General features: G+C 35.1%; 27 protein-coding genes. 24 read left to right on the top strand and 3 right to left on the bottom strand.

Annotated features, from left to right (window positions below):
- The first annotated feature begins 11 nt into the window (after window positions 1–11).
- From wzy to NST14_RS26680, 22 genes are all read left to right on the top strand, one after another.
- On the top strand, window positions 12–1,484 hold the full coding sequence (wzy, locus tag NST14_RS26785; RefSeq protein ID WP_229143176.1) for an O-antigen polysaccharide polymerase Wzy: 1,473 nt from the start codon (window positions 12–14) through the stop codon (window positions 1,482–1,484).
- Between the two features lie 22 nt (window positions 1,485–1,506).
- A complete protein-coding gene (locus NST14_RS26780; RefSeq protein ID WP_229143174.1) occupies window positions 1,507–2,697 on the top strand; it encodes a glycosyltransferase in 1,191 nt (396 codons plus the stop codon).
- Window positions 2,698–3,735, top strand: a complete 1,038-nt coding sequence (locus tag NST14_RS26775; protein ID WP_229143173.1) for a glycosyltransferase family 2 protein — start codon at window positions 2,698–2,700, stop codon at window positions 3,733–3,735.
- A gap of 38 nt (window positions 3,736–3,773) precedes the next feature.
- Complete coding sequence (locus NST14_RS26770; protein ID WP_229143171.1) at window positions 3,774–5,309, top strand: lipopolysaccharide biosynthesis protein; 1,536 nt, start codon at window positions 3,774–3,776, stop codon at window positions 5,307–5,309.
- 86 nt (window positions 5,310–5,395) lie between these two features.
- Window positions 5,396–5,998, top strand: coding sequence for a sugar transferase (locus NST14_RS26765; RefSeq protein WP_270729968.1), 603 nt, complete (start codon window positions 5,396–5,398; stop codon window positions 5,996–5,998).
- Between the two features lie 7 nt (window positions 5,999–6,005).
- Window positions 6,006–6,992: an ATP-grasp domain-containing protein gene (locus NST14_RS26760; RefSeq protein ID WP_229143170.1), complete on the top strand. Its 987-nt coding sequence runs from the start codon at window positions 6,006–6,008 to the stop codon at window positions 6,990–6,992.
- Entirely contained in the window at window positions 6,985–7,674 is a 690-nt protein-coding gene (locus tag NST14_RS26755) for an HAD family hydrolase (RefSeq protein ID WP_229143169.1), read from the top strand. Before NST14_RS26760 ends, NST14_RS26755 begins: the two co-directional genes overlap by 8 nt.
- Window positions 7,675–7,704: 30 nt before the next feature.
- Window positions 7,705–8,865 (top strand): aminotransferase class I/II-fold pyridoxal phosphate-dependent enzyme, encoded by a 1,161-nt coding sequence (locus tag NST14_RS26750; RefSeq protein WP_229143168.1) that lies wholly within the window; start codon window positions 7,705–7,707, stop codon window positions 8,863–8,865.
- Window positions 8,866–9,013: 148 nt separating this feature from the next.
- Window positions 9,014–9,928: a polyisoprenyl-teichoic acid--peptidoglycan teichoic acid transferase TagU gene (gene tagU, locus NST14_RS26745; protein WP_229143167.1), complete on the top strand. Its 915-nt coding sequence runs from the start codon at window positions 9,014–9,016 to the stop codon at window positions 9,926–9,928.
- 98 nt (window positions 9,929–10,026) lie between these two features.
- Window positions 10,027–10,845, top strand: coding sequence for an SGNH/GDSL hydrolase family protein (locus NST14_RS26740; protein ID WP_229143166.1), 819 nt, complete (start codon window positions 10,027–10,029; stop codon window positions 10,843–10,845).
- 85 nt (window positions 10,846–10,930) lie between these two features.
- Window positions 10,931–11,947: a UDP-glucose 4-epimerase GalE gene (gene galE / locus NST14_RS26735; protein ID WP_229143165.1), complete on the top strand. Its 1,017-nt coding sequence runs from the start codon at window positions 10,931–10,933 to the stop codon at window positions 11,945–11,947.
- Between the two features lie 117 nt (window positions 11,948–12,064).
- Window positions 12,065–13,057, top strand: coding sequence for a UDP-glucose 4-epimerase GalE (gene galE / locus NST14_RS26730; RefSeq protein WP_229143164.1), 993 nt, complete (start codon window positions 12,065–12,067; stop codon window positions 13,055–13,057).
- Between the two features lie 121 nt (window positions 13,058–13,178).
- Entirely contained in the window at window positions 13,179–13,850 is a 672-nt protein-coding gene (locus NST14_RS26725; protein ID WP_229143163.1) for a response regulator transcription factor, read from the top strand.
- Window positions 13,851–13,861: 11 nt separating this feature from the next.
- A complete protein-coding gene (locus NST14_RS26720; RefSeq protein WP_000054061.1) occupies window positions 13,862–15,292 on the top strand; it encodes a HAMP domain-containing sensor histidine kinase in 1,431 nt (476 codons plus the stop codon).
- 66 nt (window positions 15,293–15,358) lie between these two features.
- Window positions 15,359–16,141 (top strand): DUF3919 family protein, encoded by a 783-nt coding sequence (locus NST14_RS26715; RefSeq protein ID WP_000826595.1) that lies wholly within the window; start codon window positions 15,359–15,361, stop codon window positions 16,139–16,141.
- On the top strand, window positions 16,138–17,172 hold the full coding sequence (locus tag NST14_RS26710) for an ABC transporter substrate-binding protein (RefSeq protein ID WP_193635236.1): 1,035 nt from the start codon (window positions 16,138–16,140) through the stop codon (window positions 17,170–17,172). The genes NST14_RS26715 and NST14_RS26710 overlap by 4 nt, the downstream gene beginning before the upstream one ends.
- Window positions 17,173–17,191: 19 nt before the next feature.
- Window positions 17,192–18,526, top strand: a complete 1,335-nt coding sequence (locus NST14_RS26705) for an MFS transporter (protein ID WP_000477605.1) — start codon at window positions 17,192–17,194, stop codon at window positions 18,524–18,526.
- Window positions 18,527–18,765: 239 nt separating this feature from the next.
- The gene (locus NST14_RS26700; protein WP_000249028.1) at window positions 18,766–19,959 is read left to right on the top strand and encodes an efflux RND transporter periplasmic adaptor subunit; all 1,194 of its coding nucleotides are present in this window, start codon (window positions 18,766–18,768) and stop codon (window positions 19,957–19,959) included.
- On the top strand, window positions 19,956–20,636 hold the full coding sequence (locus tag NST14_RS26695) for an ABC transporter ATP-binding protein (RefSeq protein ID WP_000631616.1): 681 nt from the start codon (window positions 19,956–19,958) through the stop codon (window positions 20,634–20,636). Before NST14_RS26700 ends, NST14_RS26695 begins: the two co-directional genes overlap by 4 nt.
- On the top strand, window positions 20,633–21,835 hold the full coding sequence (locus NST14_RS26690) for an ABC transporter permease (RefSeq protein WP_000054372.1): 1,203 nt from the start codon (window positions 20,633–20,635) through the stop codon (window positions 21,833–21,835). Before NST14_RS26695 ends, NST14_RS26690 begins: the two co-directional genes overlap by 4 nt.
- Before the next feature lie 112 nt (window positions 21,836–21,947).
- Entirely contained in the window at window positions 21,948–22,628 is a 681-nt protein-coding gene (locus tag NST14_RS26685; protein ID WP_229143162.1) for a Yip1 family protein, read from the top strand.
- Between the two features lie 218 nt (window positions 22,629–22,846).
- The gene (locus NST14_RS26680) at window positions 22,847–23,317 is read left to right on the top strand and encodes a sigma-70 family RNA polymerase sigma factor (RefSeq protein WP_000801290.1); all 471 of its coding nucleotides are present in this window, start codon (window positions 22,847–22,849) and stop codon (window positions 23,315–23,317) included.
- Window positions 23,318–23,372: 55 nt separating this feature from the next.
- Here the strand turns inward: NST14_RS26680 and NST14_RS26675 are convergent, their stop codons facing one another.
- Window positions 23,373–23,879 (bottom strand): competence protein ComK, encoded by a 507-nt coding sequence (locus NST14_RS26675; protein WP_000997431.1) that lies wholly within the window; start codon window positions 23,877–23,879, stop codon window positions 23,373–23,375.
- Between the two features lie 194 nt (window positions 23,880–24,073).
- Here NST14_RS26675 and NST14_RS26670 point away from each other — a divergent pair, with 194 nt between their 5' ends.
- Entirely contained in the window at window positions 24,074–24,472 is a 399-nt protein-coding gene (locus tag NST14_RS26670; RefSeq protein WP_000747726.1) for a DUF4359 domain-containing protein, read from the top strand.
- A gap of 19 nt (window positions 24,473–24,491) precedes the next feature.
- Here NST14_RS26670 and NST14_RS26665 read toward each other — a convergent pair whose 3' ends face one another.
- Both NST14_RS26665 and NST14_RS26660 read right to left on the bottom strand, forming a co-directional pair.
- Entirely contained in the window at window positions 24,492–24,707 is a 216-nt protein-coding gene (locus NST14_RS26665) for a DUF2922 domain-containing protein (RefSeq protein WP_001197597.1), read from the bottom strand.
- Between the two features lie 67 nt (window positions 24,708–24,774).
- On the bottom strand, window positions 24,775–24,999 hold the full coding sequence (locus NST14_RS26660) for a DUF1659 domain-containing protein (protein WP_000257699.1): 225 nt from the start codon (window positions 24,997–24,999) through the stop codon (window positions 24,775–24,777).
- A gap of 110 nt (window positions 25,000–25,109) precedes the next feature.
- Here NST14_RS26660 and NST14_RS26655 point away from each other — a divergent pair, with 110 nt between their 5' ends.
- A complete protein-coding gene (locus tag NST14_RS26655) occupies window positions 25,110–25,595 on the top strand; it encodes a VanZ family protein (protein ID WP_001080713.1) in 486 nt (161 codons plus the stop codon).
- Window positions 25,596–25,602 lie beyond the last annotated feature (7 nt).

Here is a 25,602-nt window from a genome sequence, read left to right as displayed (position 1 = left end):
AGATGATAGTGATGTTTAAATTAAGTTCAATTCTTAAGCAAAAAGGGAATTCATTGGCGTTGCACATCTTAATTGTTTGTTGCATCAGTATAGTTGGTATGGTGATGTTAATGTCCCAAGTTAATACAGTTTTAGAGTCGGATATGAAGTTATTTGGATGGATTGGGAATTTATTAATTCTATGGTGTCTTATTTCATGGAAATATCTTTGTGGGAGAATATTTACTCCATATGTAATGTTTTTACTATCCTTTTATGTATATTTATATGGACAGGCTTTTTTAAAGTCTATTGGAGTACCATTTAAGGGATTCAACTTATATTTGGAATTCAATAATAATCAAATGTTGGAAGCTCAAATTTACACATGTATTTGTTTAGGTTTTTTACATTTAGGAGCATTATTATCGTATAAAGAACCTAAAAAAATTACAGGTTTTGTAGAAAATAAACATAATGACGATATGTTGATGAGAATAGTTAAAAGGACATCAATTGTATTAATCTTAATTTCTTTTTATCCGTATTTAAGTAATTTAATAGCTTCGGTGAAAAATTCTTTGCAAAATGGTTATAGCTCCTTATATGAAATTGGAAATAGTAGTGGAGGGGTTTCCAATATCCTTCAGTCAATGTCTATGTTCTTTATTCCAGGTGTATTTTTATTGCTAATTTGCTATCGGGAAAAGAGGATTATTCGTATCTTAATAGGTGTAATTATAATTTTTATTGTCTTAACTGGATTTATAAGTGGGGGACGTGGAGCGGCAATCTCATTACTTGTTGCATTTACATGGTTATGGCACACACAAATAAAACCTTTTAAAGGGTGGAAATTTAATAGTTTGATAGTAATAGGGTTAGTGATTTTCAGTTTCTTCCCTGTTATGTCAGAATTTAGATTGTATGCAGATAGAAGTTTCTCCTCATTTTTTGATCTTTATATAAAAAGTATAATAGAAGGAAACCTTATAGCATCAGGAATTGGTGAGTTAGGCGGTTCTATGTTTCCGCTTGTAAAGGTGATGGATTTGATGCCTGAAGTATATTCCTTTAGATTAGGCGAATCTTATTTCGCTGCAATTATGGCGATAATACCAAGTACATTGTTGGGAGGGTATAGTTTCGCTGATTTAGCGGATTTATCAAATTGGTTAATGAATGCATTGCAGATGGATTATGGTCCTGGCTTTTCTTTAGTGGCAGAATCTTATTATAATTTAGGGTGGTTTGGTCTACTATTCATGCTTATATTAGGATATTTATTTGGTAAACTATTAACACCAAACTCCATAAATACCGCAAAGTTTATAGTTGGAAATACTTTTGTTGCAATAACATTATATATACTAATTAATAATGTTAGGGGATCATTATCGCTTGCTGTAAGGTCAGAGTTTTATATGGTCATAATACCTTACTGCGTAATAATGTTAATTTATAATTCAAATAAAAATAAAAAGAAATTTTTAGGGAATGAATGATAAATAGATTTGAGGGTAAAGAATGAAAAAAAATATATTATTTGTGACAAATGATCTTCAGTGTGATGGGGCCTCTAAAAGTCTTTTAAGTTTGCTTGAGCATATTGATTACGAAAAATATGAGGTTGATTTATTTTTGTTTGCTCATAAAGGAATGTTTATGGAGATGATCCCTGAACAGGTAAATGTACTACCTTTATCGAGCCCATTAAAAGAGTTAACTATGCCAGTTAAAAATTCAGTTAAAAATTTAATTTATAAAGGCTATTGGAAGTTGAGCTATAGAAGGATTAAATATTTAATAAATTATAAATTAGGTATGACTTTAGCAAGTGCAATGCAAAGTGTGTGGCCCTATTATGTAAATCAAATAGACGAACTAGAAAAAGATTATGATGTTGCTATCAGTTATCAGGACCTTTGGGCCAAATATTTTATTGTTGAAAAGACAAAAGCTAATATTAAGATAGCATGGAATCATTGTAATTTATCTAAATTAGGAATGGATGTTAGTTTTGAGAAAAAGTATAACAAGGATATTGATTATTGGATAACAATCTCCGAGGAATGTAAAAAGGTGTTAGATAATATGTTCGCAGAGATGTCCGATAAAACAGTCGTTATAGAAAACATAATATCGCCTTCTATTATTCGTGAAATGAGTACGGGAAAAGCAATGCTTGATAATGAAACTGGACAAAGCTGCATCGTTACAGTCGGCAGACTCTCTTATGAAAAAGGGATAGATTTGGCGCTAGAATCTTGCGGAAAACTTGTGGAAGAAGGCTATAATATTCGTTGGTATGTTGTAGGTGAGGGACAGGAGAGAGGGAATTTAGAAAAGATAATAAAGGATAAAAATCTTCAAGAAAACTTTATGCTAATAGGATTAAGTCCTAATCCATATCCTTTTATAAAGGCTGCAGATATATATGTTCAACCCTCTAGAACAGAGGGGAAATCTATTGCAATTGAAGAAGCGAAAGCGTTAGGGAAACCGTTGGTAGTAACTAATTATGAAACAGTGGCTTCGCAAGTAATAGAAAATAAAACAGGTTTAATTGCTTCGATAGATAGTGATGGATTAGTAACCAGGATTAAAGAATTATTGGGAAATCCGCTTTTAGCCAAGGAGCTTTCTGATAACCTAAAAAATTATAAAGGAAATGAGAAAGAAATAAATAAACTATACAATTTGATGGAGGAAAAATGATTGAGGCCGATAGTAAGTGTAGTTGTACCAATATATAACGTTGAGAAATATTTAGGAAAATGTATAGAATCTTTATTAAATCAAACACTGTGTGAGATAGAGATTATACTTGTGAACGATGGATCAACTGATCAGTGTGGTGCAATTTGTCATGGATATGCAGAAATGGATAAGAGAATACAGGTAATTGATAAAAATAATGGTGGGATTTCTTCCGCTAGGAATGTAGGTCTAGCTGCTGCGAAAGGTGAATATGTATCATTTGTTGATTCTGATGATTGGATTGATAGTGAAATGCTAGAGACTTTAGTTAATAGTGCTAAAGCGAAACAAGCTGATATAACAATTTGTGGATATAAAAATGTTTTTGAAGACGGTAGTGTAATAAGTAAGGTACAAATGAATGAAACAGTATTTAATTTAAGTCAATCAGGTGTGCAAAACTACATTTTGGGTCCCTATCTTACATTTCAGCATGCCTACTCAACTTGGAATAAGCTATATAAAAGGGAATTAATAGAAAATAATAAACTAAAATTCTTCGAAGGTCAAAATTATGCGGAAGATATGTTTTTTAATTTGTATGCTATTTGTCATGCGGAAAAAATTTATGTAATTCCGCATGAATTTTATAATTATATGTACAGAGATAAATCGCTAAGCCGTTCTTTCCCAGAAGATATTTTAGTGAGATTGGTAGATATGACAGAGAGATTCGAAAAGTATTTAGCTAAAATAAATAAAAATTTAGGGAATGTATGCTCTGTAATCTGTTGGATTGAAATTATTGCTGTAATAAGTGAACTGGTAAAATATGAGGAGCATAGATCAATAAATAAGAAATTAATATTAGTTGAGCAAAATAGCTCTTATAGGAATTACTTGAGAAATTGTATAAAGAGTAAGGAATATAATTTATATTTAAGAAATGCTGGTTTTACAAAAAAAGGTGAGCTTTATATGAAATGCATGATGTTATTATGCATACTTGGGAGAAGTTCGTTAGTTACAAAAATTGTATCTAAAAGGGCAAAATGAATATTTAAAGATTAAAATTTTTAATGGAGATAAATCTTATGCGGACACAAAAAGCATTTTATAATTTTTTAGGGGCTATTTTATTACAAGTTATTACGATAGTATTGGGATTTATGTTAGTTCCTATAAGAATTAAAACCTATGGTTCTGAAATGAATGGATTAATTGCTTCGTTAGGACAATTTTTAGCATACTTTAAGCTTGTGGAGGCTGGAATCGGTGTTGCTACAATGCAAGCATTATATAAGCCTTTAGCAAATAAAGATCAATTGAAGATAAATGGAATTTTATCTGCTACAAGGAGCTTTTACCATCGATCTGGTCTGGTTTTCATGGCCATTATTGTAATATTTGCTATGCTATATCCGTTTGTAACAGAGAGTGAAATTCCGAGTTTCACAATTTTTATATTAATTATAGTATTGGCCGGAAGCGGTGTTTTAGAATTTTTAGTTTATAATAAATATGCAGTATTATTAGCGGCAGATCAAAAAGAATACATTGTCAATATTACTCAAGTGATAATCTCTATTTTGAATGCGGTTATTGCAATAGCATTAATGTATTGGAAACAAGATATTATAATTGTTACGATTTGGTCCACTAGTGCTTCCTTTTTAAGGATGTTTATAATAATACGATATTTCAAAAGGAAATATCCAGCAGTTAAATTTAACACTGAGGCAGATTATAAAGCTATAGATAAAAGATGGGATGCCTTTATTCATCAAATTGCATCCTTAATCGTTTTTAATAGTCCAATTGTCATAATTACCATTTTTTTAGGATTAAAAATGGTTAGTGTTTATTCTGTTTATGGTCTGATATTTACAGCTATTGGAAGCATGATAGGTGTATTTTCTACAGGACTGTTGGCTGGTTTTGGCGAAGCGATTGCAATGAATAATAAAGATAATGTAAGGCGAGCGTACAGTAGCTTCGAATGCTTATACTATATGGTTTTAACTTGGGCATATACATGTTGTTTGATTTTGGTTATCCCGTTTATGAAAATGTATACAGAGGGTATTAACGATGCAAATTATATTAATCCAATCTTAGCAATATTATTTGTAGGTGTAGGATTGGCCAATCAGATTCGAATTCCGCAAAATATTATTGTATCCGCCGCAGGACATTTTAAGGAAACTAGAAAAAGGGCAATTATTGAAGCTATTATTAATGTAATAGCATCGTTAGTATTTGTTCAATATTATGGGATTTATGGGGTTTTATTGGGATCAATTTGTTCGTTTTTATATCGCACTATAGATTTTATTATTTACTCAAATGTAAAAATATTAGAACAATCTTCATGGAAATCTATAAGAAGGATATCTGTGAATTTAATAATGGGAAGTATAGTATTTTTAGTATTCAACTTTTTATTCCCAATAAATGTTTCTAGCTGGAAAGCATGGATACTACAAGCAATAGTTGTATCTATATGGACGTTAGTAATTATTTTAAGTGGGAATTTTATATTTGAAAGGGTAATAATATTAGATATTTTTAGTAGGATACGTACGGTTTTAAAAAATATAAAGAACCGTAAAATAATTAATAAAATATAATAGTTATTAAATAAAGAACTGTATAGTGGACAGTTTTTATTTAATTTTAAGTGGAACAATTATATATGTAAGGAGTATGATGATGAGTGAAAAGGTTATTTGATATAGTGATTTCTATAACTTTATTATTGTTATTGTGTATGGTTATGATAATAGTAGCCATTTTAATAAGAATAAAGCTAGGATCTCCTATTCTTTTTAAACAAAGACGTCCAGGTTTATATGGAAGACCTTTTTATGTGTATAAATTTCGGACAATGCTTGATGCAAGGGATAGGGAGGGGAATCTTTTATCAGATGAAATGAGATTAACTAGTTTTGGTAAGATACTTAGAAAATTAAGTCTAGATGAACTTCCACAGCTTATAAATGTATTAAAAGGCGATATAAGTTTAGTAGGACCACGTCCGTTATTAATGGAATATTTACCTCTATATACGAAGGAACAAGCAAGAAGACATGAGGTACAACCTGGAATAACTGGTTGGGCCCAAGTAAATGGTAGGAATGCAATTTCTTGGGAAGAAAAATTTGAGTTAGATGTATGGTATGTAGATAATTATTCTTTTTTATTAGACCTTAAAATTTTATTTTTAACTGTTTTAAAGGTGTTTAAATCAGAAGGTATTAGTCAGCAGGGGCATGCAACAATGCCAAAATTTGAAGGAATTAAAAATGTAAAGGAATGAGAAATAAATGGATGCATTAAATATTTTATTTACTAGCGTAGGAAGAAGAGTTTCATTAGTAAAGCATTTTAAAGATACATTAAAGAGTTTGCATGTAAATGGGAAAATTATAACAACAGATTTACAGAGGAATGCTCCGGCATCCTTTGTCTCGGATATACACGAATTAGTACCACGTGTTACAGATGCTACATATATTGATGAGTTAATTAGTATTTGCGACAAACATAATATTAAGTTATTAGTACCTTTAATAGATACAGAATTAATTTTGTTAGCAGAAAATAGAAAGAGATTTGAGGAAGTGGGAGTTGAATTATTAGTTTCTTCTGTTGAAACTAATAAAATTTGTTTTGATAAAGAAAATACAACAAAATTCTTTTTAGAGAAGGGAATTTCAACTCCTAAAGCATTTGATATAGAAAAAGTATTAATGAATAAGGATACACAATATCCTTTATTGTTAAAGCCTGTGTCTGGAAGTTCTAGTAAAGGTGTAACAATTATAAAAAATTCTCGAGAACTAGAATTTTTCAAGAATTATATTAAAGATCCTATGTTACAAGAATATGTTACAGGTGAAGAGTATACAGTAGATGTTTTAGTAGGATTTGATGGAGAAATTTATTGTACAGTTCCAAGGTTAAGAATTGAAACACGTGCTGGTGAAGTCAGTAAAGGAATGACAGAAAAAAATCAAAGAATCATTGAAGCTTCGAATAATGTTGTAAGTAAACTGCCAGGGGCTGTAGGGTGTATCACTGTACAATGTTTTTTAACTCAGGATAATGAAGTGAAGTTTATTGAAATTAATCCTCGATTTGGTGGAGGACATCCTTTAACAATTGCATCTGGTGCAGATTTCCCTAAGTTCATTCTTAATATGTTATTAGGTGAATCACTTGAAAAGCCATTTATAGGATGGAAAGATCAATTTTTAATGTTGCGATATGATGATGCAATTTATTTAGAAGGTGCTAGAGTAAATGATTAAAGCCGTAGTCTTTGATATGGATGATACTTTATATGCAGAATATGACTTTGTAAAGAGTGGGTTTAAGGCTGTTGATCAATATTTAAATCAAAATTACAGTGTAAGCAATTTTTATAATAAGGCAATGGAGTTATTTGATTCAGGTAGAAGAGGTAAAATTTTTAATGAAGTTTTAGAAGAATTAAACGCCGAATGTAATAATGACATTGTAAAATGTTTACTTGATGTATATAGGAATCATAAGCCGACTATTGAACTCTTTGAAGATGCAAAATGGGCTATTAATTATTATAATGCAAAGTGTGAAACGGGTTTAATTACTGATGGCTATTACAATGTGCAGAAAAATAAAGTAGCTGCACTAGGATTAGAGTCATATCTTAAAACCATTGTATATTCAGATGAATATGGTAGGGAAAATTGGAAACCTAGTATGGTTCCATACAATAAAATTGAAGAGCGTTTTGGATTTGAATCAAACCAGTATGTGTATGTTGCAGATAATTTATCAAAGGATTTTATAACACCAAAAAAATTAGGTTGGTTAACAGTCCACATTGATAGAGATGGGGGGCAGTATTCTAAAGTTTCTGTTTCAGATGAATATTTAGCTCATGTTAGAATTAGCTCTTTGTATGAACTAAAAGATATTTTAAAAGTTCAAGAAATTATTGCAAAATAAGTAACTATTCTCAGGAGGAGAACGAAAATTATGACTTCTAATAAACGAATTTATCTATCACCACCACATATGAGCGGAAATGAACAAAAGTATATTCGTGAAGCTTTTGAGCAGAATTGGATAGCTCCATTAGGACCTAATGTGGATAGATTTGAGCAACAAATTTCTGAATATATTGGAGTAAGTAGCGCTGCGGCTGTGAGTGCTGGTACAGCTGCAATTCATTTGGCGCTGCAATTATTAGGTGTTGGTCAAGGGGACAGTGTCTTTTGTTCTTCTTTTACGTTTGCAGCTAGTGCAAATCCAATTGTATATCAGGGGGCTGAACCAATATTTATAGATTCAGAGCCAGATACATGGAATATATCTCCTATTGCCTTAGAGAAGGCGTTTAAGGAAGAAGAATTGAATGGTAAACTCCCTAAAGCTGTTATTATTGTTCATTTATTTGGACAAAGTGCTAAAATGGATGAAATTATGGCGATTTGTAATAAGTATAATGTTCCAGTTATTGAAGACGCTGCAGAATCTTTGGGTACAACATATAAGGGAAAACAAACAGGATCGTTTGGAAAGTTTGGCATCTTCTCTTTTAATGGTAATAAAATCATAACAACCTCTGGTGGAGGAATGTTGGTTTCAAATGATGAGGCTGCAATTCAAAAAGCAAGGTTTTTATCAACGCAAGCACGAGATCCAGCAGTACATTATGAACATAGTCAAATCGGCTATAATTATCGTATGAGTAATATTGTTGCAGGGGTTGGTCGAGCTCAATTAGAGGTATTAAATGAGCGTATAAAATCTCGACGTGAAATTTTTGGACGATATAAAAAGGCTCTAGGGCATATCGCAGGAATCACATTTATGCCAGAATTTAAAGATGCTGTACCTAACCGTTGGTTATCAACACTACTTATAGATGAAAAGTTAACTGGTATAACCTATTTAGATATTATTGAAGCATTGGCAAGTGAAAATATTGAGGCACGACCACTTTGGAAGCCACTGCATAAACAGCCAGTATTCGAAGGGGCGAAATATTACCGACATAGCGAAGTGGAAAATATTTCGGAAGAGCTATTTAGTCAGGGATTATGTTTACCATCAGGATCAAGTATGACCATCGAAGAACAAAATAGGGTCATTCAAGTAATTAAAACAGTATTAGAAAAGGGTGTTAAAAAATAGGGTAGTTATTTCTGACGAAACGAATGCTTTATTTCATTTCTTTAGAAAAAATATATAATGCTATTATATATTTTTATTTATAATGGTAGGGTCTTGGGGTAATGATGTATAAATAAAGAGCGTTTATAGATAGAGAGTAGGAGATAGAATGCGAAAGAAAATCCTGTTTTGGACATTAGGTATTATTGGAGTACTAATAATAGGCGGAGGTGTATACGTATATAATATATATTCTTCAGTTTCAAAAACACTAGATGAAGTTCATAAACCACTAAAGCGGGATCAAGAATCTAGCAATCAGGAAATGATGAAAGTTAGTAAATCTAAACCTGTTTCTATATTACTATTAGGAGCGGACCAGCAAGGAAATGATAAAGGGCGTTCAGATTCCTTAATGGTTATTACATTAAACCCTAAAAATAATTCCATAAAGACAGTAAGTATCCCTCGTGACACGTATACAGAAATTGTTGGAAAAGGTAAAAGTGATAAGATTAACCATGCATATGCGTATGGTGGGGTTGATATGGCTACTGCAACTGTTGAAAAATTTTTAGATGTTCCTATCGATTTTTATATCGAAGTTAATATGGATGGTTTTAAGGATATTGTTGATGCTGTTGGTGGTGTGGATGTAAATAATGATTTAGAATTCTCTTGGGATGGAATACACTTTCAAAAAGGGAGTATTCATTTAACGGGAGAAGAAGCTTTGACGTATACTCGTATGCGTAAGGAAGATCCACGCGGTGACTTCGGACGTCAAATGCGTCAACGTCAAGTGATGCAAGCTGTTATTAAGAAAGGCGCAAGCTTCTCTTCTTTATCAAGTTATGGTGATGTGTTAACAGCAATTCAAAAGAATGTGAAGACAAACTTAACGCAAGATCAAATGTTTGATATGCAAAAGAATTATAAAGATTGCTTGAAAAATAGTGAGGATATTCAAATCCCAGGTGACGGTCACAAAGCCGCTGATGGTATTTGGTATTACTACGTCCCAGATGCAGCGAAACAAGATATTACGAATAAGTTAAGAGCGCATCTTGAAGTGACTAAGTAATATGTAATAACCCAACTCCTTTGGTAGGAGTTGGGTTTATTTTTGCGTGAATTTATATTAGTATTATATGTTGTGAGAATAATAGATGAGGTGAATCGATGAATAAGAAAGCAGTACTTGTCCTAGTTATTTTTGTATTGTTTGTCGCTTCGGTTGTGAGCGGTAAATTATATTGGAATAAGAAGATTGCGAATGCGACGGGACAGACGAGTGAAGTAACGAAAACGAAGTCTGAAGTGAAAGATAGTGGAACGAAGAAATCAGAGAAGAAACAAGGTGCGAAGTCACCTTTTAATGAAGCATATGCGAAGAATTTACCAGATGAAGTGAAAGAGAAGTTAAAGAAAGCTGCTGAGGATAAAAAGGCAGTAAACCTTGTTATTGTTGGTGATGAAGCTTCTTCATCTGAAAAAGATGCTTGGGCAGCCAAGCTGACAGCTAATTTAGAAAGTGCTTATGGTAAAGGTTTATGGAATGTGACGGTAAAAGAATATAAGGATGAAAGCACAGAAGAGTTAATTGCGAATAAACGTGATAAAGAGATTGCGAAAGAAAAGCCAGATGTGATTTTATTCGAACCACCGTTTATTACTGACAATGGTAAAACTGGTAATGGCAACTCTGTAGCAAGCACGCAAAAATTTGTACAAGCACTTTCTACTAGTGCGAAGGGTGCTACAATTATGATTCAACCATCAAACCCAGTGTATGGTGCGAAGAATTATCCGAAGGCAATTGAGGCGTTAAAGCAATTTGCGACGCAAAATGGTTATACATATGTGGATCATTGGGGAGCATGGCCTGATGCATCAACGAAGGAAATTTTACCTTACTTACAAGAAGAGTTCGGTTTCCCAAATACAAAAGGGCACGAAATTTGGGCTCAATATGTGACGGATTATTTTATAGCTAAATAAAATTTGTGAGAAGGAAATCATTTGTTTTATAAAAGATAAATGATTTTCTTTTTTCTTAATATTTAATAAAACTGGAGGTATATTTATGGTAATACTTGTAACAGGTGGAGCAGGATATATTGGTAGTCATACATGCGTAGAATTATTGAATAATGATTATGAAATTATTGTAGTAGATAATTTGTCAAATAGCTCAATAGAGTCTATCAATCGAGTGAAAGAGTTAACAGGAAAACAATTTAAGTTTTATAAAGAAGATGTTTTAAATCAAGAAGCACTTGACGCGATTTTTGAAGAAAATGCAATCGAAGCAGTTATTCACTTTGCAGGATTTAAAGCTGTAGGGGAATCAGTAGCAATTCCATTAACATATTATCATAACAACATTACGAGCACTTTAGTGCTATGTGAAGTAATGCAGAAACATAATGTAAAGAAGATGATTTTTAGTTCATCCGCAACTGTATATGGTATCCCGGAAACGTCACCGATTACAGAGGAGTTTCCATTAAGTGCAACAAATCCATATGGTCAAACGAAATTAATGATTGAGCAAATTATGCGTGATGTAGCATTTGCAGATAGAGAATGGAGTATCGCATTACTTCGTTATTTCAATCCATTTGGTGCACATGAGAGTGGAAGAATTGGAGAAGATCCAAATGGAATTCCAAATAACTTAATGCCATATGTCACACAAGTGGCAGTAGGTAAGCTAAAGGAATTAAGTGTATTTGGAAATGACTATCCAACGAAAGATGGCACGGGAGTCCGTGATTACATCCATGTTGTAGACTTAGCAAATGGTCATGTAAAGGCACTTGCAAAAGTAATGAATACAACGGGAGTAGATGCTTATAACCTTGGTACAGGCACAGGTTATAGTGTGCTTGAGATGGTTGAAGCATTTGAAAAGGTTTCAGGCAAGAAAGTTCCTTATAAAATTACGGAGCGTCGTCCTGGTGATGTGGCGGTATGTTTTGCAGATGCATCAAAAGCAAAACGTGAATTAGGATGGGAAGCAAAACATGGATTAGAAGAAATGTGTGCAGATTCTTGGAGATGGCAATCAAATAATAAAAATGGTTATATCACAAAATAGCATTAAGGTTTTAGTGTACACACTATAGGTAATTGGGATAGATGTCTATGGTATAATATATTATAAATTAAATAGTTCTAAGCCTGAAAATTTAGCTATGTGGAAAGTGGGTATACAATGAGTTCAATCCTAATCTGCGGCGGAGCCGGCTACATCGGTTCTCACGCTGTGAAAAAATTAGTAGACGAAGGTTTATCTGTAGTAGTAGTAGATAACTTACAAACGGGTCATGAGGATGCAATTACGGAAGGTGCGAAGTTTTATAATGGCGACCTTCGTGATAAAGCATTTTTAAGAGATGTGTTTACACAAGAAAATATTGAGGCGGTTATGCATTTCGCAGCTGATTCTTTAGTTGGAGTTAGTATGGAGAAGCCTCTTCAATATTATAATAATAACGTGTATGGTGCACTTTGTTTATTAGAGGTAATGGATGAGTTTAAGGTAAATAAGTTTATTTTCTCTTCTACTGCGGCGACGTATGGTGAGGTAGATGTAGACCTTATTACTGAGGAAACGATGACAAATCCAACGAATACGTATGGAGAGACGAAGTTAGCAATCGAGAAGATGCTTCATTGGTATAGCCAAGCTTCTAATTTACGTTATAAGATTTTCAGGTACTTTAATGTGGCTGGTGCAACTCCAAATGGTATTATTGGAGAAGATCATCGTCCAGAGACGCATTTAATTCCTCTTGTATTGCAAGTGGCGTTAGGTCAACGTGAGAAGATTATGATGTTTGGTGATGACTATAATACACCAGACGGTACTTGTATCCGTGATTATATTCATGTTGAAGATTTAGTAGCAGCTCACTTCTTAGGTCTTAAAGACTTGCAGAACGGCGGAGAGAGTGATTTCTATAACTTAGGAAATGGTAATGGTTTCAGCGTAAAAGAAATCGTTGATGCAGTTCGTGAGGTTACAAATCATGAAATTCCTGCTGAGGTAGCACCGCGTCGTGCGGGGGATCCAGCGCGTTTAGTTGCTTCTTCTCAGAAAGCGAAAGAGAAGTTAGGATGGGATCCTCAGTATGTAAATGTGAAGACAATCATTGAGCATGCTTGGAATTGGCATCAGAAGAAACCTAATGGGTATGACAAATAGATATAATAAGTGAAAGAGGGGGTATTGTCGTTCAATATATGTTCGACAATACCCCCTCTTTTTTTGTATGATTTTTGCTATACTAAACTGTACTATAATACAGGATGGAAGGAGGAGAATGATGAAAATACTTGTAGTGGATGATGAGTCGAGTATTCGTAATTTGATTCGGATGCAGCTTGAGATGGAAGGGTATGAAGTGTTGACGGCGGCTGACGGAAGAGAAGCTTTAGAGAAATGGAATGAAGGGCCGGATGTATTGATTTTAGATGTTATGCTTCCAGATACAGATGGGTATGAATTACTTCGTCTGTTTCGTGAGAAGGATAGGGATATTCCAGTACTCATGTTAACTGCGAAGAGTCAGATGAATGATAAATTACTTGGCTTGCAGCTTGGTGCAGATGATTATGTGACGAAACCATTTAATTATGCGGAGCTTATTCTTCGGGTTAAGAATATGACGCGCCGCGTGAAGAAGAAAGAGGTAACGGTAAGCCATGAAGTAATTGGGGCGGGAGAGATAACGATTTGTCCTAAGGAAAGAAAAGTGCATGTGAGTGGACAAGAGATTCAGTTAACGTACCGAGAGTTTAATTTATGTCAGTTGTTTGTTTCCAATCCGCAGCGTGTATTTATGAGAGATGAGTTACTTGAGAAAGTATGGGGATTTGAGTATATCGGAAATACGAGAGCGGTTGATATTATGGTGCAAAGATTGCGGAAGAAGCTAGGGAAGAGCGGGGAATATATTAAGACGATTTATGGCGTTGGCTATAAACTGGATTGTTAAGTGGTGATGGTATGTCTTTAAAAAGAAATATGGTGTTTGGAATCGTTGGACTGTTAATCCCGATATTCGTTCTTTTGTACGCAGTTGTTTATATTACGTTAGAAAAGAATATGTATCATAACGCAGCAAATTCTTTGGAAAAGTTAAGTGTAGAAGCACAAATTTATACGATGAATTATTTAGAGAAGGAAGCAGAGGTAGAGACGCTCGGTTCGAATTCACTTTTAATTGCTTCGTATTTAGCGAAGCGCATGGATGTCCGTGTACAGATGATTGGGAAGAATGGAGATGTTGTGGCGGATACGCAAAAGGGAGCGCTTCTTCATCGGAATATTGATATTGAGAGTTCCTTGAAGGGAAAGAAATCGTATGTGTTTGAAGAGGGAGACCCAGCTCCAATTCTTTTGTTTTCAAGCCCGGTTTATTATGGAAACGATGTCATTGGTAGTGTTCGTTTTATAAATGAGTTAACGGGTGAGAAGGAAGTTTTAACAAATGTTGGTTGGACGTTTTTAATGACGTCTCTTTGTCTCGTAGCTGCAGGTATTTTCTTTGCAATTCGTTTGGCAAAGTCTCTTCATAAGCCGATTGATCAGTTAAGACAAATGGCGCACCGGCTTGCGAATGGTGATTATAAAAGTAAGATTGAGTTAAATGAATATGTGGAAATTGCGCAGCTTTCAGCGTCTTTTAATGCGATGGCTGATGGGATTGAACTACATATTAAGCAATTGAAGGAAGAGAAAGAGAAGCAGAAAGATTTCTTAGACCGTATTACGCATGAGCTAAAAACACCGCTAACGGCGATTATTGGCTATGTGGATTTAATTCCGAAGTTAAAGGCGAAGGAAGATGTACAGGAGAGCTTGCGTTATGTAGCTGTAGAAAGTGAGCGTTTATTATCACTTGTAGAGGAATTACTTAAGTCTTCAAAGTACGGGACGAGTACGTTTGAAATATCACCTACAGTTGTGAATATAAAGGAGTTAGCCGAAGAAGCAGTTTCAATCGTGAAACCTCGTCTGCAGAAGTTTGAGATTGAAGTTATCAATGAGTTAACAGATGTATATGTTGTTGCCGATTTCGATAAGACGAAACAGATTTTCTTAAATGTGCTTGATAATGCGATAAAATATAGCGATGCTACGCAAATTCGTATGAATGTCATTGTAAATGAGCGTGAGGCGAAGGTGTTTGTTCATGATGATGGCATTGGTATCGATGAAGGGGTGCTGGCAGAGTGGAATGAATCGCCAGAAGGGAAGGTACTTTCTTCTAGTTACGGGAATGGGTATGGTTTGTATATTTGTCAGGAGATTATGAATAAGCAGGGCGGAAGTATGCGGATTGAGAGTAGTGAAGAGGTTGGTACTACCATATTTATTACATTCTTACTTCCGAGACGGATGGAAGACATAAAAAACTTGAAAGCGGTTAAATGATACATTTATGAAACAATTATGCGGTATTTTCGAAACAACGTTTTTTTATCTTGGAGGTAGGCAGAAATGAAAAGGCTATCATTTCAAATTCTTATGTTTGTCTTTTGTATCATTGTTTCTCTTATTTTGTTTTATGTGATGGAGAAGCAAATATATAATCGGATCACAATTGTGAATGACAAACAAGCTGTTTTACAAAGAGTGAATGAATCCCTGCCTACTGAAATGAAGGTTAGGCATGAAAAGTGGGGAGAAATTGTTATAACGGATGAAGTTCGTTTGCATACGATTGTTTCATTCTTTGACCGAATTCAAATCAATCCGAGTGAAGCTAAGAATCAAGAACAAGTATTTACTGGAGAAGTAACGTACTTGAATGGTCAGAAACGTACTTTTGCAGTAGGTGACTTGTTCCAGTACGGGGCTGATATGTACGGAAAGAATGGTACGGATCCAATGATTTCAGCATTGCAAACGTATTTGTTAAGCCTGTATTACACACCGGAACGTATTCATGATTTTTTTGCGTCAGCACAGGATGTCATAGTACGCCAAGGTGATGTAGAACGTGCGGTGAATGTTACGCACATACTTGATTCGATTCGGTATGCAAAGCAAATTACAGATTACGGAGAAATTCAGAAGTTATTACAATCACAGAATGAACCGATCGCTTATATTACCGCTTATAAAACTGGTAAGCGTATAAAGAATGAGCGTGAAGACATTCTTACTATTTCTGTGTATCCATCGTATTTTGTTGTGCAATATCTCGGTGATAATAATGGGAATGTCATGTATATGAAAAGCTCCCTCGCAAATGTATTTGTAAAGGAGAATGTGTCATGAGAAAGATAGCCTTTTTCTTCTTTTTGCTAGTAATTGGAGGAGCGATGTCTAGTTGCTCTCGAGATACAACCTCTATTAAATATAATAAAAGTGGTCTTCCTATTTTGAATGATCGTCATCTTGTTGCATATGTAGCGGCTCGCGAGGAAGTTGGGGAAGCGTTGCTTTCATCATTTTGTAAACCACGCGGCTGTACGTATGAATTTATTCGTCTTTCGACAGAAGAGCTTCTTCGGAGGGTAGAAGAGGAAGCTGGAAATCCGAAAGCGGATATTATTATTGGCGGTACGGTAGACGCGCATCAAATGATGAAGCAAAAAAACCTATCTATTCCTGTTACGAGCCAGCATGCGAACCGTATTTCAAAAACTGTTAAAGATAAAGACGGCTATTGGTACGGTTATGAAGTAGAGAAGCTGGCAATTGCGATTAATAAAGAGCGGTGGAACGAAGAATTAGCCCCGCTCGGACTTCCTTATCCATCAAGGTGGCAAGATTTATTAAATCCAGTATATAAGGAAAAGATTGTTATGCCAGATCCAAATGTTTCAGGAACAGCTTATACGTTTTTTCAATCACTTATTGATACTGTAGGTGAAGAGAAAGCGAAAGAATATGTTAAGAACTTTGCAGGGCAAGTTGGTGAAGTAACGGTAAATGGTTACATGCCAGTAGAGCTTGTTGCGAGTGGTGAATATATGATAGGCATCAATTTCATGGGAGATCAAAGAATGCTTCAAAAACAAGGCTTTCCAGTTGTAAGTATCGTACCTGAGCAAACGGGGCTATCTGTTAATGCGATTTCGAAACTAAAGCGTGCACCGAATGGTATTATTGCGGATTTATTTATTGATTATTGTTTATCAGAAGAAGCTGGTCACATTTTAGAAAAGGTTTCGTTTGGCGTGCCAACGATGTTTGCGAAGAACGAGAAAGAAATAGAAGGACAGCCGGTTAGAAGAACGAACCAACATATATCAAATAGTGGAATAATCGAGATATGGAACAGACAACGTCTCTCTCAGAAGTGAGAAAAGGAGACGAAAGAATATGTTTAAATGGCTCAAGCCAGCACCTGCAATTGAAAGATTGCCTGCGGATATGATCGACCGTGTATATCGATTACTACGTATTCGTGTGTTAATCGGAATTTCAGTTGGATATGCTGCTTATTATTTAGTTCGTAGTAACTTTACGTTATCAAGTACTTATTTAGTACAAGAATATGGTTTTAGTACAGCTCAAATTGGTCTACTAGGTTCAGTAATGGCAATTGTTTATGGATTTAGTAAGTTCTTTATGGGGAATTTATCAGATAAAGCTTTCGCCCAACGCTTTATCGCAGTCGGTTTATTCTTATCAGGGCTTGTAAATATTTGCTTCGGTTTTGCATCTTCATTTGGGATGATCGTTACATTACTTGTTGTGAATGGTATTGTACAAGGTATGGGTGCACCTCCTTGTAGTATCGTTATGACGAAATGGTTCTCGAAGAAAGAGCGTGGTACGAAAACAGGTCTTTGGAATATTTCACATAACGTTGGTGGAATGCTTGTGCCACCACTTGTCGGAATTGGTGTAGGTATTTTTGGTGAAAACCATTGGCAAGGCGGCGTGTTTATTTTCCCAGCGATTATCGCAATGGTAATTGCAGTTCTTGTTTGGATTAATGCGAAGGATACACCGGAATCAGAAGGTCTTCCTCCAATTGATGAGTATCGTAATGACTATGAAAATCTTGAAAAAGCAGATCATGCTAACAAGATGTCACCAAAAGAAATTTTAATGAAGTATGTAGTGAAAAATAAATTTGTATGGTTCTTATGTATTGCAAATGCATTCGTTTATTTAATTCGTTTCGGCGTTATTAACTGGGTTCCACTTTATTTAACGACAGTTAAAGGTTTCTCAAAAAATGAAGCACATGCGGCGTATGCAATCTTTGAAGGTATGGCAATTCCAAGTTCATTAATCGTTGGTCTTTTAAGTGATAAATTATTTAAAGGAAAACGTATGCCATTATGTATCATTAGTATGGTCGGAGTTGTTATTGGTACGTTTGTATATTGGCAAGCAACTAGCATACTTGTTGTAAGTATTGCAGTTTCTATTATCGGTTGTTTAATTTATGTACCACAATTCTTAATTGGTTTAAGTGCGATGGAATTAGTACCGAAATTTGCAGTAGGTACGACAGTTGGTATGTGTGGTCTGTTCGGTTACGTAGGCGGAAGTCTTGTAGCAAACGCAGCAATTGGTGTTATTGTTGATCGTTCTGGCTGGGATGGTTGCTTCATCTTACTATTAACAGGTGCTATTTTATCAACAATCTTCTTGTTCATTGTTCAACGTGGACATGAAAGCAAAGCGCCTAAAGCAGCGTAATATTTTGTTTGAAAAGCTATCCAATTATTATTTTGGATAGCTTTTCTTATATTAAGATAATCTTTCCTTAAATCTATCTTAAAAGACATAATGTCATATTTCTAATCATTGGAATTTTTGTTACAATATAAATGGATGTGTAAAACTTTGTAAAAAGAATGTAATAATATGTAATTCATTTTCAGAAAGTTTTATACAATTTTATATTAAACTATTAAGTTATAAAAAGGAGAGAGAATATGGTACCAAATACGGTTCGTACTCCAAACAAGAAGAAGAAATGGATTATTATCGGGGTTATTGCACTAATTGTTATTGTAGCAGCAATTAATATTTTTGTAATGCAAGGGAAGAAGAAGGGGGCATCAACATCGGCTGATGCTGTAAGTTTCGAGAAGGTAACAGAGCGAAAGCTGAATAATACGAAGTTAATTTCTGGTCAGGTGAAGCCTGGGAATATTGAAAGTTTTTATGCGGATCCAGCCAAAGGAAAAGTGAAAGATATTGAGGTAAAAGAAGGACAAGAGGTAGAGAAAGGTGCGAAGTTATTCTCTTATGATAATGAAGAGATTAATCTTCAAATGAAGCAAGCTGAGCTTGATCAGAAGATGGCAGATATGCGTTATGATCAAGGGAAGAAGAAAATTGATTCGCTGAAGAAAGAAATTAAGAAAGCGAAAGATAGCGGAGCTGGGAAAGAAGTAACAGATCCGATGGAAGAGCAAGTAAGTGAGTTAGAGATAGCACAAAAGACAACTGATCTTGAGAAAGAAAAAGGGAAGTTGCAGAAAGAAGAATTAAGTAAAAAGCAAAAAGAGCTTACGATTTATAGTAATTTTGCTGGTGTCGTTCAAAAGTTAGATAAGGATGCGGCGCAAAGTTCATCTCAAGCGTTAGGTGGTCAAGGGAAAGCCTTCTTACAAGTGGCTTCTAAAGATCCATTCCAAATTCAAGGTACGTTAACGGAGCTTCAAAAATCACAAATTCAAAAGGATCAAACATTTACTGTAACTGCGAAAGCAAATAATAAGAAGAAGTGGACAGGTAAGATTACAGAAGTAAGTGAATTCCCAACGAGTGCAGAGATGGCGCAAGCTGGCGGTATGGGTGAAGCGACTCAAAATATGTCTCAATATACATATAAAGCAAGTCTTGATAGTCAAGATGGTTTATCTCCAGGTTATCACGTTTCTCTGCAAGTAAATTTAGAGAATAAGAAAATGGTTGCTGTTCCGACTAAGAGTATCGTAGAAAAAGACGATGATGCATTTGTTTATGTTGAGGATAAAGGGAAGCTTCGCAAACAGAATGTGAAAAAAGGTTCTACTGATGGAGACTGGACAGAGATTACTGAAGGCGTAACAGTGGGGCAAAAGGTGGTTAAAAATCCTTCCGACGATGTGTATGACGGAATGGAAGTGAAAGAGAAATGATTACGTTAAATAATATTGCTAAAACGTATTATCAAGGAAAATTGGCAGTGCCGATTTTGCATGGTATTAGTTTAACAATTCAAGGCGGGGAGTTCGTTTCAATTATGGGACCGTCTGGTTCTGGTAAGTCAACGCTTATGAATATTATCGGCTGTTTAGATCGTCCAACAGAAGGCGAATATATGCTCAATGATGTGAATATCTTAACAGCAGACGAGTCAAAGCTTGCTTTAATTCGTAATGAATATATCGGTTTTGTGTTTCAGCACTTTAATTTGCTGCCGCGTCTTTCAGCAGTCGAAAATGTTGAGCTTCCGCTCGTATATGGTGGCATAAAGAAAGCAGAACGTCGCCAGCGTGCTTTAGAGGCGCTTGGTAAAGTTGGATTAGCGGACCGCGTGCATCATTTACCGAACGAATTGTCAGGTGGACAGAAGCAGCGTGTCGCAATTGCAAGAGCGATCGCGAATAATCCAACGTTCATTATGGCCGATGAGCCGACTGGTGCACTTGATACGAAGTCTGGTGAGCAAGTTATGGATATTTTCACGAAGCTTAATGCGGAAGGTACAACAATTGTTATGGTTACGCATGAAGAGGAAGTAGCAGCGTATTCTTCCCGACGCATTGTACTGCGAGATGGGAAAATTACAGAAGATAGAAGGTGTGCGGTATGAGTTTACTAGATAGTATAAAAATTGCCCTCTCTTCTATTTTAGCTCATAAACTGCGTTCAGCCCTTACGATGCTAGGTATTATTATCGGCGTTGGTTCTATTATTACTGTCGTTGCAATTGGGCAAGGCGGGGAAGCAATGCTGAAGTCGAAATTCGCAGGTTCTGGTGGTAATAATCTTATGCCAATTCAATTTCAACCAGATATTAATGATGAGTTTGCTATGGGTGGATTTGAAATGCCAAAGTTAACGGAAGAGGATATTTTGGAAGTAAAACAAGTGAAAGATGTTTCACACGTTATTACGACAAACCGGAATTCAGAGGTGCTTGATGTAAATGATAAAAAGGCAAATCTGAATGTTATTGGTCTTGATAATGAATATTTTGCAGTTAATAAAGTAAAGGTCGTAAAGGGACGTACTTTAAGTGAATCAGATATTACTCATGCAAATAACGTTGTGATGATTAGCACAAAAACAGAAGAAACGTTATTTAAGGACGTAAACCCAGTTGGACAAATTATTGAGATGAAGGGGCAGCCAATGCAAATTGTTGGTGTGTATACATCTGATAATGAGTTTATGGGATTTGAAATGGAAGAAGCGCTAATCCCTCTTACGTTATGGCCTGTTTTATACGGAACAGATGAGATTCAAAACATCGCAATTCAAGCTAAAAATGTAGACGATTTAGAAGCAGCTGGGAAACAGGCTGTTGATGTATTAAATAGTCGTAAGCCAAGTGAAATTCCAGGTAAATATGAACTGGTAAACTTAAAAGAATTCCAAGAAAATGTTTCTAAGGTAACTAATATTATGACGATGATTATCGGTGGTATCGCGGGTATTTCATTAGTCGTTGGTGGTATTGGCGTTATGAACATTATGCTCGTATCTGTAACGGAGCGTACGCGCGAAATTGGGATACGTAAAGCACTTGGGGCAACGCGTAGTAAAATTTTATTACAGTTTTTAATTGAAGCAGTTATGTTAACACTTCTAGGTGGTTTGATCGGAATTGGTCTTGGATATGGCGGAGCATATATCGTTTCCACGTTCGCAAAATGGCCACCACTCGTTTCATGGGAAGTTGTCGTTGGAGGCGTACTGTTCTCTATGACACTTGGTATTATCTTTGGATTAATTCCAGCAAACAAAGCTGCGAAATTAGATCCAATTGAAGCATTACGTTATGAGTAATTACTAGTGTAGTAGAACTATACACTACCGTTCTAGTGGGCGGTTCGTAGCCTCTATATGAGGAAGTGAACCGCCCGTTAGAACGGGTTATATAAAAGAAGGAGGCGTTATAATGGAAACAAATATTAATACGCAAGATGTTGGTTCGAAAAAGCCATCATTATTAGGGATGATTACTTCTCCAGGTGAGCAGTTTGAGAGAATGAAGACGAAAAGTCCGGTTTGGGGGGCATTTTTCCTTTTCATTATATTAACAGCTGTAATTGCAGGGATTGGCATGTATCAAGTAGTAAACCATCCTGGTGTAATGGGTGAGGTACCTGATGCCGAAGCGGCTAAAGTTGTTGGTTACTTCGGCATAGGAGCAGGTATTGTTGGTGGTCTATTCGGTACTGCGATTTGGTTCTTCATTGCGGCAGCTATTTATAAAGTGATTATGATGTTTATGAGTAATGATACTTCATACATGAAATTATTATCTATTTATGTCTACACATATACGATTTCAATTTTAGGTGCAATTGTGAACTTTATCATTAGAATGATTCTTGGTGGAGATATTGAAACTTCTTATACAAGTTTAGCAACTTTATTCGAGCCAGGTACAGTTGCTCATGGGGCTGCTTCATCATTCGAAGTTTTTAATATTTGGGGATTAGTTGTAATGGGATTGGGGTTACATATTACGGCTGGATTAAGTAAAAAACAAGCAACCATTTTAATTGTTATTTTCTTCATCCTTTCAGCTGGATTTAGTAGTTTAAGTGGTCTCGCTCCAAAATTTGATGCATAATTTGTTCTTTTAGAAAAGGTGGCTCTTCCAAGAGTCACCTTTTTTATTTGTACCCATACTTCAAATACCGCCGTTGAAATTTCAAATACAACCTAGTGTAATTTTAAATTTCAGCGATAGTATTTAAAATTACTCACAGTGAATTCTCCTCTTTATTTTTATATTGTGAAGGTACCGCGGAATACGAGAAAGGTATACCTTTTAGAAACGGGTACTGTGTGAAACCAGCGACTTTTAAAGAGGCAGTTGTGTTGTATGAAGGTATGATTGTGAATCAAATAAAGAAGTTAGGGATTTATCAAGATTATGAAGAGTATTATCAATGTGGGTTAATCGGTCTTTGGCATGCGTATGAAAAGTTTGATGCGGAGAAAGGGAGTTTTCCTGCATATGCAGTTGTAACGGTACGTGGTTATATATTAGAGAGGTTGAAAAAAGAATTCACAGTGCAAGAAAAGTGTGTATGTGTAGGAGAGTATGAGGATATCTTTCGTTTTGAAAATATTGAAATGAAAGTGAAGGATTTTATGAGTGTATTAGATGAGAAGGAGAAGTATATTATTTTTGAACGTTTTTTTGTAGGAAAGACGATGGGGGAAATCGCTTTAGAGACGGAGATGACCTATTATCAAGTGAGATGGGTGTATAGGCAAGCGCTTGAGAAAATGCGAAATAGCTTAAGAGGATAAATAGTATCATAAGAATGGAAGGCAAGGGATATTGCTTTCCATTCTACTTATTTTGTTAAGGTAGTAAATGTAATAAGAGGTTTTTAAATTTTAGTGAATCTTGCATGTTCATACGTGATAATACATATCCAGCTTTTAATAATTGTTGTTTTAACTTATGGGGACTGATATGTATAGTTGTAGTTGTGCCATTTGAAAAATGAATGGTAGCTTTTTTACTTTTTTTGAAAAACTCTATGTCATCTATATGGTTATAAAACAGCCATATACAGTTTGGAGAAGAAGGAGACTCTGTTGGGAAAGCACAAATATATTCTCGATGATTAATTGGAATCGGGACATTTTGTTTGAAATGAAAGTTTGTTTGAACTGCTTTCCGTCTGCCTTGATAAGTAGAGTGAACATTGGTTAAACAAGATTTTTTTATGAGCTGGAGAGCGGTTTGACAGGAGTAAAGATGGTTCCCACTACTGTCGATCACTTTTGTGTAATAAGAAGGGTGCTTGCAAGGTTCTAACATCATTGTTGAATTAGAAATAATAATAGCATTTTCGTCATTCATAAATTTGACTCCCCCTTTATAAATAGTGATAATTCTAGATATAATTATATACTAATTAAGTAAATTGATTGTTAATATTCTGTTTCGTATTGTAAACTTTGGTTATTCGTTTACAATCAATAGATGATAGTCTTTCTAATTTGCATCGCTTGTACATATATATGAAAATAGAAAAGAGTAGGCGGTGAGATAGTATGAAGAAAAGGTATATTATTATGGCTCTAGTTGTTGTTCTTCTAGTATATTTAGCAAATAGTAATCCGAGTAAAGGTGAATATACAGATTGGGCAGCAAAGCAGTTTATGAAACGTAATGATGTAAGTAAGAAGCTAGATGAAGTTCAAAAGGAAAATGAAGAGGGTCTCCTTGGCGATTTAGCATCGGCTGGTAAGAAGTTGGCGAAAAAATATGTTGAGCCACAAGTTGGATTATTAATCGATCATTATACGAAGCGAGATGATTATATATTCTTCTCAACATATAAGACGGAATTTGATATCGGCGGAGAACATTATAAATATGTATGCGTCGGTTTTTCAAAAATCTTTATTCCAATTGAAATGCCGAAGAAAAAAGACGAATCTGCAAAATGATGCAGATTCGTCTTTTTGTCTATAAGGTAATAGGAACTTCAGATACAGTCCTTTCTACGAGACGAGCTCCTTTTTTTCGGGTATTTTCATTAATTGATGAAAATACAGATGAGGCAAGGATCGTATCCATTACTTGATTTACGACTTGTGCATCAATAGGTGTGATCGGCTTCTCGATAGAAAAGACAACTGTTTTTCCATCTTCTTTCGCGAAAATTAATTCTAGTACTTGCATACGTTGTTTCCTCCTTTTTATTTATCTTGTAATCAGTGGGGACATCCCCACTGATTACATTGCCACCTTAAAGGTTAGAAAGATCTGATGTGCTAACAAGTTGTACAGCGTGAAGGGGTGATGCTTGTAGAGAAGCTAGAGCACGAGCTACGGTTTGTACTTTCTCTAAGTTTGCGTTTGCTTTTACGCGCTTAAATTGTTTGTTCTTAAAAACTGTTTTTCCATTCTTATCTAATCCATTGTTTAAGACGAGACGTAAAGTTAAATCCATTACGATTGTTTCGACTGCCATGTTTATCACCCCCTTTCACTATATAAATAGGATGCAAATGTCATGTTTTGGCGTGAAATTTATTCTTTTTTTTGGTACTCTTAAAAGAATAAGAGAGGGGTTTCGGAAGAATGAATCGTAAATGGTTATTTTGGATTCCTGTTTTACTATGGATGGGGCTGATTTTCTATTCCTCGGCACAACCGTATAAAAAGCAGGATATGCGTTCGGATATTGAACAATATGTAAATGTGGAGTTTGTGAAAGAGCATTTTTCATGGGTATCTATCGATTACGGCGGTGGTACACCTGTTAGTATTGCAAATAAAGGTGTAGGTGGATTTATTGAGTTTTTCCTTCGTAAAGGTGCTCATTTTATGGTGTTCTTTATGCTCGGTTCATTGACGTATTACGCTTTTCATCGATCAGGTTGTTCGAGAAAAAGGTGTTTTATATACGCTCTCCTTTTCGTTGCGGGATATGCAACATTTGATGAAATTCATCAATGGTTTACGGGCGATCGTACACCGATGTGGCAAGATTCATTACTGGATACGTGCGGCGGATTAACAGGTATTATAATAAGTAATTGGTTTTGGAATAGAAAAAGGAGCTAATCTCGAA

The sequence above is a fragment of the Bacillus sp. FSL W8-0519 genome (assembly GCF_038005585.1).
Lineage (GTDB): Bacteria > Bacillota > Bacilli > Bacillales > Bacillaceae_G > Bacillus_A > Bacillus_A paranthracis.
The sequence above is the reverse complement of the archived record's forward strand: the minus strand, read 5'-3'. Positions and strand labels throughout refer to the sequence as shown.